This is a genomic window from Mesorhizobium kowhaii (assembly GCF_042431665.1).
Classification (GTDB): domain Bacteria; phylum Pseudomonadota; class Alphaproteobacteria; order Rhizobiales; family Rhizobiaceae; genus Mesorhizobium; species Mesorhizobium kowhaii.
Genome location: NZ_JBHLYT010000045.1, coordinates 1 through 14,762, shown reverse-complemented (window position 1 = coordinate 14,762; position 14,762 = coordinate 1). Strand labels below are relative to the sequence as shown.

Sequence of the window (14,762 nt, the reverse complement as noted above, 5' to 3'; positions counted from 1 at the left end):
AACTCGCATCAACCTAGTCGAAACTGTCGCAATCTTTGCAGCATGAAATCCAGTATCAGCTTTTTCAGGAATGATCTGCCCTTTTTTGAGCGAGGTCGCGCGTCATGGACAGCCGTGGGTTTGTTACACCCGATCACATCCGTTCAGCCTTTTCGGCGGCGATGTCGGCCATGTACAGGACCGAGGTCCCCGCCTACGGCACGCTGATGGACCTGGTCGCCTCGGTCAATGACGAGACCCTGAGGTCTGATCCCGAGCTTCGGCAGCGCCTGGAAGCGATGGACTCACTCGACCGAATTTCGGAGGAACGGCATGGCGCGATCCGGCTCGGAACGCCGGCCGAACTCTCGATGATGCGGCGCGTGTTCGCCGTGATGGGCATGGTCCCGGTAGGGTACTATGACCTGAGCCCGGCTGGTGTGCCGGTTCACTCCACCGCCTTCCGCCCCGTCGGAGCCGAGGCGCTGAGCCGCAATCCGTTCCGCGTCTTCACTTCGCTGCTCAGGATCGACCTCATCGACGACGAGACCTTGCGTGCCGAGGCCGAGCGCATCCTGTCCGAGCGCAGGATTTTCACGGGTGGAGCGTTGGCGCTCACCGAGAAGGCCGAACGGCAAGCTGGCCTGCACGAAGACGATGCGGATCGTTTTGTCGCCGAAATACTCGAAACTTTCCGGTGGCACGATCAGGCCTGCGTCAGTCTTGACATGTACAACAGCCTGCATCAGGCGCATCGCTTGATCGCGGATGTGGTCTCGTTCAGAGGTCCGCACATCAATCATCTCACGCCGCGCACGCTCGATATCGATGCCGTTCAGGTTGGCATGCCGGCGCATGGCATAGCGCCGAAGGCAATCGTGGAGGGCCCTCCACCTCGGCTTTGCCCGATCCTGCTCAGGCAGACTTCGTTCAAGGCACTGGATGAGGTGGTGTCGTTCAACGCAGGGGACGGCGCCTGGGTGGCAGGCTCGCATACCGCGCGCTTCGGCGAGATCGAGCAGCGCGGCATAGCGCTGACACCCAAGGGGCGCGCCCTTTACGACAGTCTGCTGGAGGCCACGCGCGCAATCATCCGACCGGCTGCCGACGGGTCGAACGCGGCCGACTACGCACAAACACTTTCACGGACATTCGAGGCGTTCCCCGATACATGGGAAGGCATCCGGGCCGCGAATCTGGGATACTTCAGATACTCCCTGACGGAGCGCGGGCGGCATACCGGCAGTGTCATGGCTGACGACTTCGAGCACCTTGTCGCAGAAGGTTTCTTCCGTTTCGACCCAATCGTCTACGAGGATTTCCTGCCTGTCAGCGCCGCCGGCATCTTCCAGTCGAATCTTGGCGACGGGGCAACCCAGGAATTTGTCGCCAGTCCCAACCAGAAGCGCTTTGAAAGCGATCTCGGTGTTGGCGTGCTGAACGAGTTCGAGCACTACGCCGCCATCGAACAGGCGTCGATCGAGACCTGTCGCCAAGCGCTCGGCGGCCTCCGGGCTGCGGAATAGGCGCCCTGGATGATCGACGAAAGACACAAATCCGCATTGGTGGAGATCCTTGGCGAAAATGGCGTCATCATGGATCGGGCCGCCATGGCAGCCTACGAGATCGGTGCGCGCCACGATCACGGTCATGCGGCGCTGGTGCTGCGCCCTGGCACTACGGCGGAAATGTCCGCCTGCGTTGCCTATTGCGTCCGGCAGCGTATCGCGCTCGTGCCGCAATCGGGCAACACAGGGCTGGTCTCGGGCTCGACACCGGATGCCAGCGGATCGCAGATCGTGCTCAGCTTGGATCGAATGACGCGCCGTTTCGATCTCGACATCGACAATCGATCGTTGCGCGTCGATACCGGAATTTTGCTGTCCGAGGTCAATGCCCGGCTTGAGCCGAGTGGGCTTTTCTTTCCGGTCGACCTTGGCGCTGATCCGCGCCTCGGGGGCATGCTGGCGACCAATACCGGCGGCACGCGCTTTCTCCGGTATGGCGATGTGCGTAAGAACACGCTTGGCGTGAAGGTCGTTCTGGCCGACGAGACCGGTACGGTTGTCGATCTAATGTCTGGATTACGCAAAAACAACACCGGCGTCGACTGGAAGCAGCTTTTCGTCGGCACGGCTGGCGCCTTCGGCATCGTCACAGAATGCGAACTTAATCTCGAGCGACTGCCAAAACAGGTCGCGACAACCTATCTGGTGCCGAGCGGCAGTGTCGCTGTCATGCCCCTGCTGCGGACGATCGAGGAGCGCCTCGGATCGTATCTTTCCGCCTTCGAAGGCATGTCGAAAAACGCGATTGGCGCTGCTCTCGCCCATGTTGCGTCGCTGCGAAATCCGTTCCAGAACGGTCAAATTCCCGACTATGTGATCCTGGCCGAGATTTCCCGAAGCTGGGCGCCGCGCGACGGCGAGCAGCCGATCGACGCGGTCCTGGAAAGCGTGCTTGCCGATATCCTGCAAGGCGACGATGCGCTGTTGGCCGACGCCTTCGTTGGTCCCGCGCATGAGATGTGGGCGCTACGGCACGCGCTGTCGGAAGGCGTGAAGCATGCCGGTCGGCTGGTGGCTTTCGATCTGTCGTTCCGCAGAGCCGACGTTCTGGCCTTCTGTGAGTGGATGAAGGCCGAGCTGCCTCGGCAATTTGCCGGTGTCGACATCTTCGACTTTGGCCATATCGGCGATGGCGGCGTGCATTTCAATCTGGTGGCTAGCGATGCAAGTCAGGTCGATGCCGCCTTCGAACAGCGGCTGCGTGACTGGGTCTATTCGGTCGCTGTCGACCGGTTCGGCGGCAGTTTCAGTGCCGAGCACGGCGTCGGCCGAGGATCGTCGAACGCAAATCCGATGTCCCCCGTTCGCTGTTCGACTGCATGCCGGAACCCGTGGCGACGGAGGTCTGGGAGACTCAGCGGGACGTTGCGCTGTATCTCGAGCGGCTAGCGGTGGCGGGTCAGGATTGCCGGACCCGCCTCGCTAAAGTCAGGAAGCTGCTGGCTGACCGCTAAGGTCGTCAGGCGGCGCTCCTGTTCGGCGGCGAGGAGGGCCGCCAGGTCGGCGAGTGCGGCATCGGTCACGTGCCGGACCAGAAGCTCGGTCGCCAGCGGCTCGGCAAGAACGGTCTCTCTGGTCTGTCCGGGAATCCGGAAAGGCGTGCCTGAACTGAAAACTTGGTCGTCGAGGATCTTTCTCGATCCGGACGAACGGACCGCGCCAAGCATGCTTTCGACCATGAACGCGGTCGCTTCCCCAGCGAGCTGGCGGAGTCCGTGATGCTCGGCATCTTCCTGACCGAAGCGCTCGACCATCTCGCCGGACAGCGCTGTTACGGGCTTCTCGCCATTCATGATGCGGCGCCGCATCTCCGAGAGGATCTGCGATTCCTCGGCGAGGGCCAGGAGCGCATTCCCATTCTTTAACTTCGCAGCCCTGCTGCGGATTCGTTTCGGCCATTCGGTTGACATGTCGCTTGCCTATCTGACATCACAGCAGTGATGTCTCTTATTGGAATGGGCAGCGACATACGATACCCGGGGTGACGTGTAAACAGTCCTCTCTGTTAGACATGTCTCTGAGCGCATTGCCCTTCCTGGTCGCCGCCCCAGTGTCGGATACCGAACGACTGCTTCTGCGCTTCTTCCTCGGGCGCCCCTTCCAAGACCCAGCCCTCTGAGAGTTTGCCGCGTACCGCGAAACCCGGGACCCGTTGCTCTTTGGCCCGTCATCACCGATGTACCATCTCACGGCGTTAGGCCACTTCTTCGGACTCGGCCGCTCCCCAGTTATCGGGATCGCGGTTATGCCGAGGCCGCCGTGCGCGGTAGGAACTGGCTTATGCAGCATTGAGATATTGTCCTCTCGTGCAGTTCGCGGGCGCGCTGGACCATCTGCGCCGTCGGCTGGATGCGCCAACCGGCATGTTCGTGTCCGACGCGTTCTGCGAGATACTCGTCGACGTCGGCGATCTGCATAGCGTCGACTTTCGTCAGCAGCCTCCATGCCCGGAACCGAAGCCTGTCGACACGCAGCTCGTCGTCGTCCGAAAGCTGCGTCGTCCGATGCGCGGCGTTGTCATTGGCATGGCGACCCCACAATGCCAGGCGGCGCGCCGCAGCCACGTCGTCTCAAGCAGCAATTCCACGCCCGCTCCGAACACTAGCCACAGATGCTCGGCACGAGGCAGGAAAGCCGGGAAGCCCCGGTCCCTGCGGTCGACCTCGGCCTCAGTTGGGAAGCCGCGCAGCCTGTCGAGCTTGTCAGCAGAGATCACGTGGGCACCGCGTGTCTCCGGATCGAATCCGTACTGGCACGACATCTGTCTCGTGCCGCCGATCTCGCCGGTTATGCGATGGGAATCCCATTCCGACTTCTTCAGGATGTCGCGGGACGCTGCAAAGGCGGCAGAACTCGCAGTCAAACAGGCGACTTCAACCCTCAAGCCTTGAACTGAGGGACCGGCCGCTCTCGGGTTGAGCTGCTGTCGCGTTGGGCGACTGGAAGGAGGCGCAAAGCTGTCATGCGCGGCTTCACCTGCGATTGTTTGCTTCGAGCCAAAAGGGGCGAACACCTGTGGTCCTGAAAGGAGCCGGACCAAGGCCCACCAGTTGCGTTGTCCGGACGAACGGGCGCAGTCCGGCCTCAAACGAACGACCAGCGCGGCTCAACGAAACGTGAAGCACGAGCAGCTGCCTCACCACGCAATAGCGTGCTGTCCCGGCAGCAAGGATCACAATTCCTGCAGCGGTCGACAACTGTCGAACTGACCAAGGCGGTTCGAATTTCAGGGATTTATGCTGCTGAAGAACTAAGCGGCGACAATAGCGAGAATTTACTTTCAAATTCTGGCCGCAAAGTTCTATCGTAAATGAAAAAGGGGATAGGGCATGGAAACGAGTTCAGACACTGGCGATGCCGCCGGTATATCAGCCGCGCCCGTAATAGAAGTCGTGGCGGACATCGCCGCCAGCTTTACATATGCGTCCTTCCAAAATGCTATTCCGGTGATCCGGTCTATCGCGCTCAACAACCCGACCCAGCAGGGTTTCGAAAAATGCACTCTCGACCTGACATCGAACCCACCATTTTTGCGCGCCAAGAGTTGGACGATTGATCGGATTGTTGCCGGCGACCGGCTTCCCTTAAGCGACCGAAAAATCGATCTCGACGCCAGCTATCTGGCCGGTCTCAATGAGGCTGAGCGCGGGGAGATAACGCTGCGGCTCACCTCAGGAGGCGCAGTGCTGGCCGAGCAGCGTATTGCTGTGCGCCTGCTTGCTCGCGACGAATGGGGTGGCGTCATCGATATGGCGCAATTGCTACCTGCATTCGTCATGCCGAACGACCCGGCGATCGCAGGATTGCTACGTTCCGCAGCGGAGCGGCTCGCAGCGCATGGTCATGCCTCCAGCCTCGATGGCTATCAAAGCGGCAATCCGCAACGCGCATTCATGCTGGCGGCCGCAATTTATTCGGCCGTTGCCGGTCTATCCCTGCATTATGCAGAGCCTCCTGCAAGCTTCGAAAGCCGAGGCCAAAAAATTCGACGTCCCTCAACAATTACGGCGGAGAGGCTGGCTACCTGTCTCGATGCCAGTCTGTTGTTCGCCTCTGCCCTGGAGGCGACGGGCCTGCATGCAGTCGTCCTTATGTTCCAGGGCCACGCTGCCGTCGGCGCCTGGATAACACAAAAGACGCTCGCCAACGCCATCGAGACCGATGCCATGGAGATACGCAAGGCGCTGGCATCGCGCGAACTGATCGTGTTTGAGACGACCGGTGTAACGCATCGGCCGGCGATGACGCTGGAGGCTGCGCAACGAGCAATCGAACAACGGCTCGACGAAACGCAGGTAGGCACCTTTGTCGCCGCCATCGATATCCGCCGCTCGCGTAGCGGCGGCATTACTCCGCTTGCCTCGCACGAACCGATGCGTCGCAGCGTGGATACCGAAGTGGCAACCGAAATCGCGCTGCAGCTGCCAGCGGCACCGGCCGTGACAGCCCTGCCTGCCGACATCGTCGAGGTGAAGCCGACGACAGCTGCCGGGCGGATCGACCGCTGGCAGAAAAAGCTCCTTGATTTGACACTGCGGAACCGCCTGCTCAATTTTCCGGACTCCAAGAAGACAATTCCGTTTCTTTGTACCGACGTCGGCTATCTAGAGGATCGCCTGATGGCAGGCGCTTCGATCAGGCTCATATCGCTGCCCGAACAGAATCCATTGGGCGAGCGTGATGCTGCCCTCTATCGCGAAGTCCATGGACGTGACCTGCAGCGCGGTTTTGCAGCAGAAGCGCTCCTGCGCGACGAGCTCCCATCGACGCTCGATGGACACCAATTGGAATCCCGACTGATCGATCTTTACCGCCAAGTTCGCAACGACTTTGCCGAGGGCGGCGCGAATACGCTTTTCCTGGCGGTCGGCTTCCTGCGCTGGAAGAAAAAGCCGGAGGACGAGCGCAGCTATCGCGCGCCATTGTTGCTCGTGCCGGTCAAAATCGAGCGCCGCAGCGCAACATCGCGTTTTACCTTGCGCTTTCATGAAGATGAGCCGCGGTTCAACGCAACCTTGTTGCAGTTTCTTGAGCGCGACTTCGAGCTCAAACTGCCTCAGTTCTCCGGGGAGCTGCCCGAAGACGAAAGCGGCGTTGATGTGCCCCGTCTGCTAAGTCTTATGCGTCAGGCAGTGCGCGACGTCCCCGGTATGGAGGTAGTGGACGAGACGGCGCTCTCAACCTTCTCCTTCGCCAAATTCCTGATGTGGAAAGATCTGGTCGAGCGTACCGATGCTCTGCGCGAAAACCGCGTAGTACGCCACCTGATCGATACGCCGGAGATAGCGTTCGAGGGCAGTGGCGCATCATTCCGGGACGAGCGCGAACTCGACCGGCACTATGCCCCGTCCGATATCGTTTCGCTGCTGCCGGCCGACTCTTCACAGACCGCGGCAAGCCTTGCCGCCGCTGAGGGCCGCGACTTTGTCATCATCGGTCCTCCCGGCACTGGCAAGAGCCAGACCATCGCCAACATGATTGCCAACTGTCTTTCAGTTGGCAAAACTGTGCTGTTTGTGGCCGAGAAGACGGCGGCGCTCGATGTGGTGTATCGCCGCCTGCGCGAACATGGCCTGGGCGCGCATTGTCTCGAACTCCATTCCAGTAAGGCGGACCGACGCAACTTTCTCAACCAGCTCAGGATCAGCTGGGAAAGCGGCGTGCGCGTGGACGCCGCGGAGTGGATTGCGATCAATGAGCGGCTTCGCGTCCGTCGCGACGAACTGAATACCTATGTCGAAGCGCTGCATCGGCGCCATATCAATGGTCTCACGCCCTATCTGGCGCTTGGCATCGCTCTCAAGAACAAGCAACGGCATGCTCCGGGATTGTCGTGGCCTTCGCGCGATGGCCATGACGAGGCAAGCCGGCTGGCGCTGGAGCGTATTGCCGCCGAAACAGGTCTCGCATTTCAGTCAGTGGAGATGCGACCGGTCTTGCGTCTCATAGATGTCACCGAGTGGACGTCGGGCTTGCAGGATAACTTGCTCGAAGGGGCAAAGACCCTCAAGAGTGCGTCCGAGGTTCTAGCCACCGCACTCGACGCCTTCCTGGTGAGCATCGGCCTGCGCGCCAAAGGCGATGCGTCAACAGCAGAGCTCGAAGCGCTGCGAAAACTAGCAGGGGCACTCCAGGACAGTGCCGGCTATGACCTCAGCATTGTCTTTGATCGAGATTTCGCCCAGTTGCGGGGAGCCCTCGCGAGTCTCGATGATGCAATCAGGGACTATCGCAAGTCTCGCAAGGACCTGTCGGCACACTATGACGAGGCTGCTGTTGCGCGCATACGAATAGAGAACATAGAGCAGCAATGGCAACAGGCTGCTTCTGCCTTTTGGCCAAACAGTCAGTTGGGCAAACGCAAAGTCCAGAAGCTGCTTCAAGGCTATGTCACAGAGGGCGGGGCCGATCCTCAGCGGGACTTGCCACTGCTGCGCGTGATGCAGGACAGCCGCGCCACTGTCGAAGCCAACATCCTATCTGGCAAGCCGGTCGGATTTGCTGCACTTAATACCGACACCCGTAGTATCGATCAGATACTCTCGATCGCCGAAAGGCTTCGACAGACGCTACGCCTGCCCGGCCTCGGCACGGAGGATCTCAGAGCGCTCCTCCAAGCAACCGCCCCGAGCCTGCGAAGCGGTGCAGCAGATAGTACGATGCGCCATGGGGCAGCTCGCTTCCTTGCGGCTGCTACAGCATTCGAGGCTGCGAGGACCCAATTTGCGATCCCTGCTGGAAAGACGCCTTCGTGGGCAGGACATGATAACCCGCTGACCGAAATGACGACCGCGATGGGAGATTTGCTCAATGCCCGTCATCTTCTGCGGGACTGGACTTCGTGGTGCGGCATACGTCGCAGAGCTGTCAGTCAGAATCTGGGAGCGTTGGTCGACGATATCGAGGCGGGTCTAGTGCGACCAACCGAAGCTCAATCCGCGTTCCGCCTAGGCTACGTGCGCTGGTGGCTGCCGGCCACGCTGGATGCCGATCCGGTGCTGCGAGAGTTCCGGCGCTTCCAGCACGAGCATGCCATCGACGATTTCCGGGAAATCGACGATCTTGTCCGTGCTCAAGCAAGCCTTCGCGTCATCAGCGCCATCGCTCATGGTTTGCCGGCTGTGCAAAGCGTCCCTCGCAATTCCGAGTTGGGCCTGTTGCGCCATCAGATGGAATTGCAGCGGCCCAGCAGGTCAATCCGCGAGATGATCGGTGCTATGCCGTCGAGCTTTGCCAAGCTCGCGCCCTGCATGCTGATGTCGCCTCTTTCAATCGCTCAATACCTACCTCCCGACCAGGCGTTGTTCGACGTAGTCATTTTCGACGAAGCATCGCAGATCACCACCTGGGACGCCGTCGGTGCCATCGCGCGGGCCCATCAAACCATAATCGTAGGCGATCCCAAGCAGTTGCCGCCCACCAATTTCTTTGGCCGCAACGAGGAGAACGAGGAAGTCGTCGAGCACGAAAAGGATCTTGAGAGCATTCTCGACGAAGCCAAAGCGGCCGGCATCCCGGTGCGTGATCTGCGCTGGCATTACCGCAGCCGCAGTGAGTCGCTGATCGCCTTCTCCAACCATCACTACTATCAGAATAGGCTCATCACCTTCCCTTCCCCAACGGTGGAAGATCGGGCAGTGCAGCTGCGAAAAATCACGACCGGCATCTACGACCGAGGAAAAAGTCGCACCAACCGCATCGAAGCCCAGGCGGTCACCGACGAGGCGGTCAGCAGGATGCGGCGTTGGCTGGCCCTTCCGGAAAAGGACCGACCCACGCTCGGAGTCATCACCTTCAACGCGCAACAGCAGTCGCTCATCCTCGACTTTTTCGACAAGGCGCGACAGATGGAGCCGGAGCTTGAATGGTTCTTTGCCGACGATCGTATTGAACCCGCCATCGTCAAGAACCTGGAAAATGTCCAGGGCGACGAGCGTGACATAATCCTGTTTTCGATCACTTTCTCGCAAGATAACGCGGGCAAGCGCTCCATGGATTTCGGCGCGCTAAATCGGGACGGCGGCGAACGCCGGCTGAACGTCGCGGTGACGCGTGCGCGGCAGGAATTGATAGTATTTTCAGGTTTTACCGCCGACCAGATCGACCCCAACCGGACAAAGGCAATCGGTGTACAGCATCTCAAAACCTTCCTCGATTTTGCCGAGCGCGGCGCCGTGGCATTGCCAGCGCAGGAACGCGGACCGGTCGGGGCTTTGGAATCCCCTTTCGAGGAGGCTGTAGCCGCCGAGCTTGAGAAGCGCGGATGGACCATCGTTCCACAAGTTGGCATTTCTGGCTTTCGAGTGGATATAGGGATCCGGCATCCCGATCTTGCCGGAGCCTATCTGGCTGGGGTCGAGTGTGACGGCGCTGCCTATCACAGTTCTGCCACGGCGCGAGATCGAGACAAGGTCCGAGAGCAGGTCCTGCGAGGCCTCGGGTGGAACATTGTCCGGGTATGGTCAACCGATTGGTGGTTTGATCTCGAAGGTTGCACCGAGAGGCTTCATGCCAGCCTGGCCGCGCTGCTCGAGGAAAGCCGTCGCAAGCAAGCTGAACAACAGGAAGGTGAAGCGGTGATCCAATGGGACATGGGACATAAGGTCGACCCCATAGACCCATTGCCAGCCGAAGAGTTTGCATCGATCGGCGAACCTGCAAGCTTGTCGATAAAATCAGAGCCAGAGCTTGTCGCCGCTCCCGTCGCGACGGTAGAGCACCCATCAGCATCTGGAGCAATTTTGCCTGCTGCCGCGAATTCGACGCATGATTCCATACCGACGGACGACCGTTATCGCCTCACAGACCTATCAGCATTCGCTACCAGCCCGGATCATTTTTACGACTTCGCCTACCGAGGCACTTTGCGGACCATGGTCGACGCAGTGATCGAACAGGAAGGCCCGCTGCGAGAAGACGTCCTTGCGCAGCGCATCGCACGGGCGCATGGCTGGCTCAGAACGGGCAACAAGATTCGGGAGCGGATCGACCTGCATCTGCGCGATTTTGATAGAACTGAAGAATCCAGCGGCAGCTTCCTATGGAAGAAGGGGACGGTGGTCGATCTGTTTGATTATCGCATGCCGTTTGACGCCTATGCCCGCCGGTCCATTGCCGACATTCCAATGGCCGAGCTAGCCGCTGTCGTCGTCGCGAACAAAGACATTCTGGAACAGTCGGATCCCGCTCTCGACCTTGCACGTATGCTCGGCGTCGAGCGACTTGCGGCGATATCACGCTCCCGGCTGGATGAGGCCATCGATCGCGCCCGGCACTACCTGGCACAGACATAGTCTCGGAGACTCCATGTTTCGTTTCATCCACAGCTCCGATCTTCATATCGGCAAGCGGTTCGGCAACATGCCGGAGGATCTGCGCGGGCGGCTCCGTGAAGCGCGCCATAGCGCGATCAGCCGGCTGGCAGAACAGGCACGGGTCCATGGTGCATCCACCATATTGCTGGCCGGCGATACGTTCGACACCGAAACGCCTACACCAGCGATGTTGCGGCAGGCCCTTGCCGAGATGAGCCGGAGCGCGCCCTTGCGCTGGATATTGCTCCCTGGCAACCACGATTCACTGTTAGCTGATCAATTGTGGAGCGCTGCGGGCAGCGTTGTGCCGGACAATGTCATACTGGCCACCCGGCCCGAAATCCTGACCATTGCTGCGGACGTGGCGCTGCTGCCCGCACCGTGCACGACCCGCAGACCCGGTCGCGACCTTACCGAGTGGATGAACAACGCCGCGACACCGCAAGGCGCCATCCGGGTCGGACTTGCTCATGGCGCCATTCAGAACTTTTCAGAAGATTCAGTAGCGTCCGACGTCATTGCACCAGATCGCGCGACCAAGGCCGGCCTCGATTATCTGGCACTTGGCGACTGGCACGGGCCCGTCACCATCAATGAGCGCAGCCGCTACAGCGGTGCGCCCGAACCTGACCGTTTCAAGCATGATACACCCGGTCAGGCCCTTGTCGTTTCCATTGCCGGGCCTGGCGCCCTGCCCGAGATCGTGGCCGTCGAAACAGCCAGCTTTTCCTGGAAAACCGCTCCACTGCATTTGCTGTCTGGCGATGACAGCGCGGCGGCATTCGAAGCGTTGCTACCACCGGCAGACTTGCGGCGTCAGACCTTGCTGCGAATTGCCGCGTCTGGCCGGGTACGGGTAAGCGGACGAACCGCCCTCGAAGCCGCGGTCGCGGCAGTCGCGCCGGACTACGCCTATCTGGAGCTGCAAGGGGACGGCCTGGCGACCGACTGCGAAAGCGGCGATTTGGATCGGATCGGTCGCTCCGGCGCCCTTCGCGAGGCAGCGCAGGCACTGTTGGATGAAAGCACCGACGAAAGGCGGTCGACTGTCGAACGCGACATTTCACGACAAGCACTGGTTCGGCTGTTTAGCTATTGCGAGGCGATGGGATCATGAAACTTACAGCCCTTCGGCTGCACAACGTCAAACGGTTCGCTGGGCAAGGCGTCGCCATCGAGAACATAGGCGACGGCGTCAACGTGCTTTGCGCGGTCAATGAATTCGGCAAATCAACTTTCTTCGAAGCACTCCATGCACTCTTTTTCCAGCCTCATACGGGGACGCCCGAAGGCGTAAGACTGCTACGGCCTTATAGTGGTGGCAATCCGGTGGTGGAGGCCGACATCACCACTTCAGAAGGACGCTATCGGCTTACCAAGCAGTTTTATGGTGGCAAGCTGGCCAGCGTTACCGACCTCGAGCGGAGCCGACTGTTGGCTCAAGCGGATGAGGCCGAAGCGTTTATTGGCAATCTAATCCATGGCGGAACCGCAGGACCGGCAGGATTGCTCTGGGTTCGCCAAGGAGTCACCGGCATCGAAAGGCGAAGCAAAAGCGAGGAGGATGGCGACAAACGCGTGCGCGAAAGCCTACTATCCTCGGTTCAGGGGGAAGTTGAAGCCCTGACCGGCGGGCGACGCATGGCGGAAATCGCCGCCGCATGCGAAGAAGAACTCTATAGCCTGGTTACGTCAACGCTGCGTCCCAAGAGCGGCGGTCTCTATGCGGCGGCGCTCGATGAGCGTGACAAACTGCTGAAAAAAGAACTGCGCCTCAGCGCCGAAGTTGCAGGTCTGCGCGATGCGCTCGACAAGCGGCGCATGGCGTTGGCGCGTCTGTCTGAGCTTGAAAACCCTGAAGAAGGCGCTACCCGGCGGGAGGGTATCTCGGCCGCCGAAGCCGCGGTCGAGGCTGCCAAATCGCATAGCGAAGCCCTGAAGGCTGCTGAAGCGGAAGCTGCCCTGGCCGCAATTCACCACGACGCGGCGAAGCAGGCCCTCGATAGTTTTCGGACCGCGCTCAAACGAGCCGCGGATTTGCGCGAGCAGTCGACAATTGCGCAGCTTCGCCGCAGTGAGGTTCTCGATCGGCGCGCTTCTGCCATAGTCGAAAACGAACAAGTGATGGCAGAAGTTCAAGTAGCCGAACAGGAAGAGCGCGAAGCTCGCGAACTGCTCGCGCGGCTGGATACGACCCTCTTGGCGCGCGACGCAGCCGAACAACTGGCAAGCCTACACAACCGGCTGAAACAAGCCGAAGTCGCCAGAACCCAGATCGAAGATGGAGAGGCAGCGCTGGCGATGCTGGCGGTGCCGGAACAGGCTGTCGAGCAGCTCCAAGCGCTCGAAATCGACATTGCCGGCCTTCGTGCAGCTCAACTGGGAACCCTGCCGACGCTACGCATGGAATATCGGGACGGCGCCGCCGATTTGGTGACCATCGATGCCAAGCCTTTGCTCCATGCAGTAGACCAAAGCTTTGCTGGCACCGTGCGCATAGACATTGCCGGCATCGGAGCTTTGACCCTGCGCTCAATTCGGCCCCAGCAAGCCAACCGGACCATCGAAGAAGCCGAAGCGAAGCACCACAGCCTGCTTGCGTCCCTTGGCGTCGACAGCCTCATGACGGCACGCCAGCGCCTGGTTGAAGCGCGCGACAAGGCTGCCGAACTGGGCTTGGCGCGTCAGCGGCTCGGCGATCTCGCGCCCAAGGGAATACAGCAATTGCACGAGGAGCTTGCCCGACTGAGTGCCCTCGCGGCCGGGAACCTCGAACTTATAGTCGATTCGCGACAGATCCGGCAAAATCATGCAGCAGCCCAGCAGCGTGTGGCGACAACACGCAACAACGTGCGCGAGGCCCTGCCCCTGCGCAGCCACGCCGACGAGGCTGTCATGGCCGCCGAGACTGCTTACCTGACCATCCAGGCGGAACTGACCAGCCTCGAGGTCATATTGGGACCTGACGCAGCGCGCCAGGAAAAGGAGCGCTTGCTCCTTACCGAGGCCACCGCACGACAAACTCTGCGCGAAGCGGCTGAGATGCGCGCTGCGCCGCTGCGCGACGGCGCTCACGATCTCACCAGCGCCGAAGCTGTCCTGCGCCGTGCCCGCTCGGTCCAGGATGCCGCCACGCAGGAAGCAAGTCAGTTGCGTGTAACTCTAGCCGATCTCAATGGCCATATTCGCACCCGGTCCGACGACGCGGTGGAAGAAGCTTGGCGCGAGGCCAGAGAAAAATTGGAAGTCGCTGAAGAGCGAGTGGGACGCTTCGAAATCGAAAAGGCCGTCCTCGACCGGCTGCGTACAACGCTGGTCGCTGCGCGCTCGGCGGCACGCGATCTATATCTCACGCCGGTCATGTCCGAGCTGCGGCCGCTGCTCAGACTGTTATTCGACGACATCTCCATAGTGTTCGATGAGAATACACTGTTGCCGCAGACCGTTCGTCGCAATGGTCAGGACGAGGATGTCGAGAGGTTGAGTGGCGGCATGCGAGAACAGCTTTCGGTTCTGACCCGGCTGGCCTTCGCTCGTCTGCTCGCCCGCGACGGGCGACCCACACCGGTTATCCTCGATGACGCGTTGGTCTATTCCGATGACGATCGCATTGAGCGCATGTTCGACGCTTTGCATCGTCAATCACGCGATCAGCAGATTCTCGTTTTCTCCTGTCGCCAACGCGCGTTCGCAAAACTCGGCGGAAACATTTTGCAGATGAGCGACTGGCAACCAGGTAAGTCATAAGCGGAGACGAGATGGCTCTGTCCGAAATTTGTATATATGTTTCGGACAGGCGTGATCTCGGACGGCGCCGAAATCCTGAAGCGGCTGCCCCGCGCCATGCCGAAGCCGACAGCCCACATCATCGACTGGTTCCACATTGCCATGAAGATCCAGC

The 14,762-nt window shown here is 60.4% G+C and carries 7 protein-coding genes; 5 read left to right on the top strand and 2 right to left on the bottom strand.

Annotated features, from left to right (window positions below):
- The first annotated feature begins 104 nt into the window (after positions 1 to 104).
- Together hglS and ACFFNA_RS25635 are read left to right on the top strand one after the other, a co-directional pair.
- Entirely contained in the window at positions 105 to 1,505 is a 1,401-nt protein-coding gene (gene hglS, locus ACFFNA_RS25640; RefSeq protein WP_378922626.1) for a 2-oxoadipate dioxygenase/decarboxylase HglS, read from the top strand.
- 9 nt (positions 1,506 to 1,514) lie between these two features.
- Positions 1,515 to 2,936 (top strand): FAD-binding oxidoreductase, encoded by a 1,422-nt coding sequence (locus ACFFNA_RS25635; RefSeq protein WP_378922624.1) that lies wholly within the window; start codon positions 1,515 to 1,517, stop codon positions 2,934 to 2,936.
- On the opposite strand, the gene ACFFNA_RS25630 is transcribed toward ACFFNA_RS25635, so the two are convergent.
- Positions 2,933 to 3,457 (bottom strand): hypothetical protein, encoded by a 525-nt coding sequence (locus ACFFNA_RS25630; protein WP_095088806.1) that lies wholly within the window; start codon positions 3,455 to 3,457, stop codon positions 2,933 to 2,935. The genes ACFFNA_RS25635 and ACFFNA_RS25630 overlap by 4 nt on opposite strands.
- Before the next feature lie 333 nt (positions 3,458 to 3,790).
- A complete protein-coding gene (locus ACFFNA_RS25625; protein WP_095088810.1) occupies positions 3,791 to 4,111 on the bottom strand; it encodes a hypothetical protein in 321 nt (106 codons plus the stop codon).
- Between the two features lie 765 nt (positions 4,112 to 4,876).
- Between ACFFNA_RS25625 and proA the strand changes: the two genes are divergently transcribed.
- Genes proA through ACFFNA_RS25610 form a run of 3 tightly spaced genes read left to right on the top strand, consistent with a single transcriptional unit; the run spans position 4,877 to position 14,608 of the window.
- Positions 4,877 to 10,840 (top strand): anti-phage protein ProA, encoded by a 5,964-nt coding sequence (gene proA / locus ACFFNA_RS25620; protein ID WP_378922621.1) that lies wholly within the window; start codon positions 4,877 to 4,879, stop codon positions 10,838 to 10,840.
- Between the two features lie 13 nt (positions 10,841 to 10,853).
- Complete coding sequence (locus ACFFNA_RS25615) at positions 10,854 to 11,978, top strand: metallophosphoesterase family protein (protein WP_095088823.1); 1,125 nt, start codon at positions 10,854 to 10,856, stop codon at positions 11,976 to 11,978.
- Positions 11,975 to 14,608 carry an AAA family ATPase gene (locus ACFFNA_RS25610; RefSeq protein WP_378922619.1) on the top strand — a complete coding sequence of 878 codons (2,634 nt, stop codon included), beginning with the start codon at positions 11,975 to 11,977 and terminating at the stop codon, positions 14,606 to 14,608. Before ACFFNA_RS25615 ends, ACFFNA_RS25610 begins: the two co-directional genes overlap by 4 nt.
- Positions 14,609 to 14,762 lie beyond the last annotated feature (154 nt).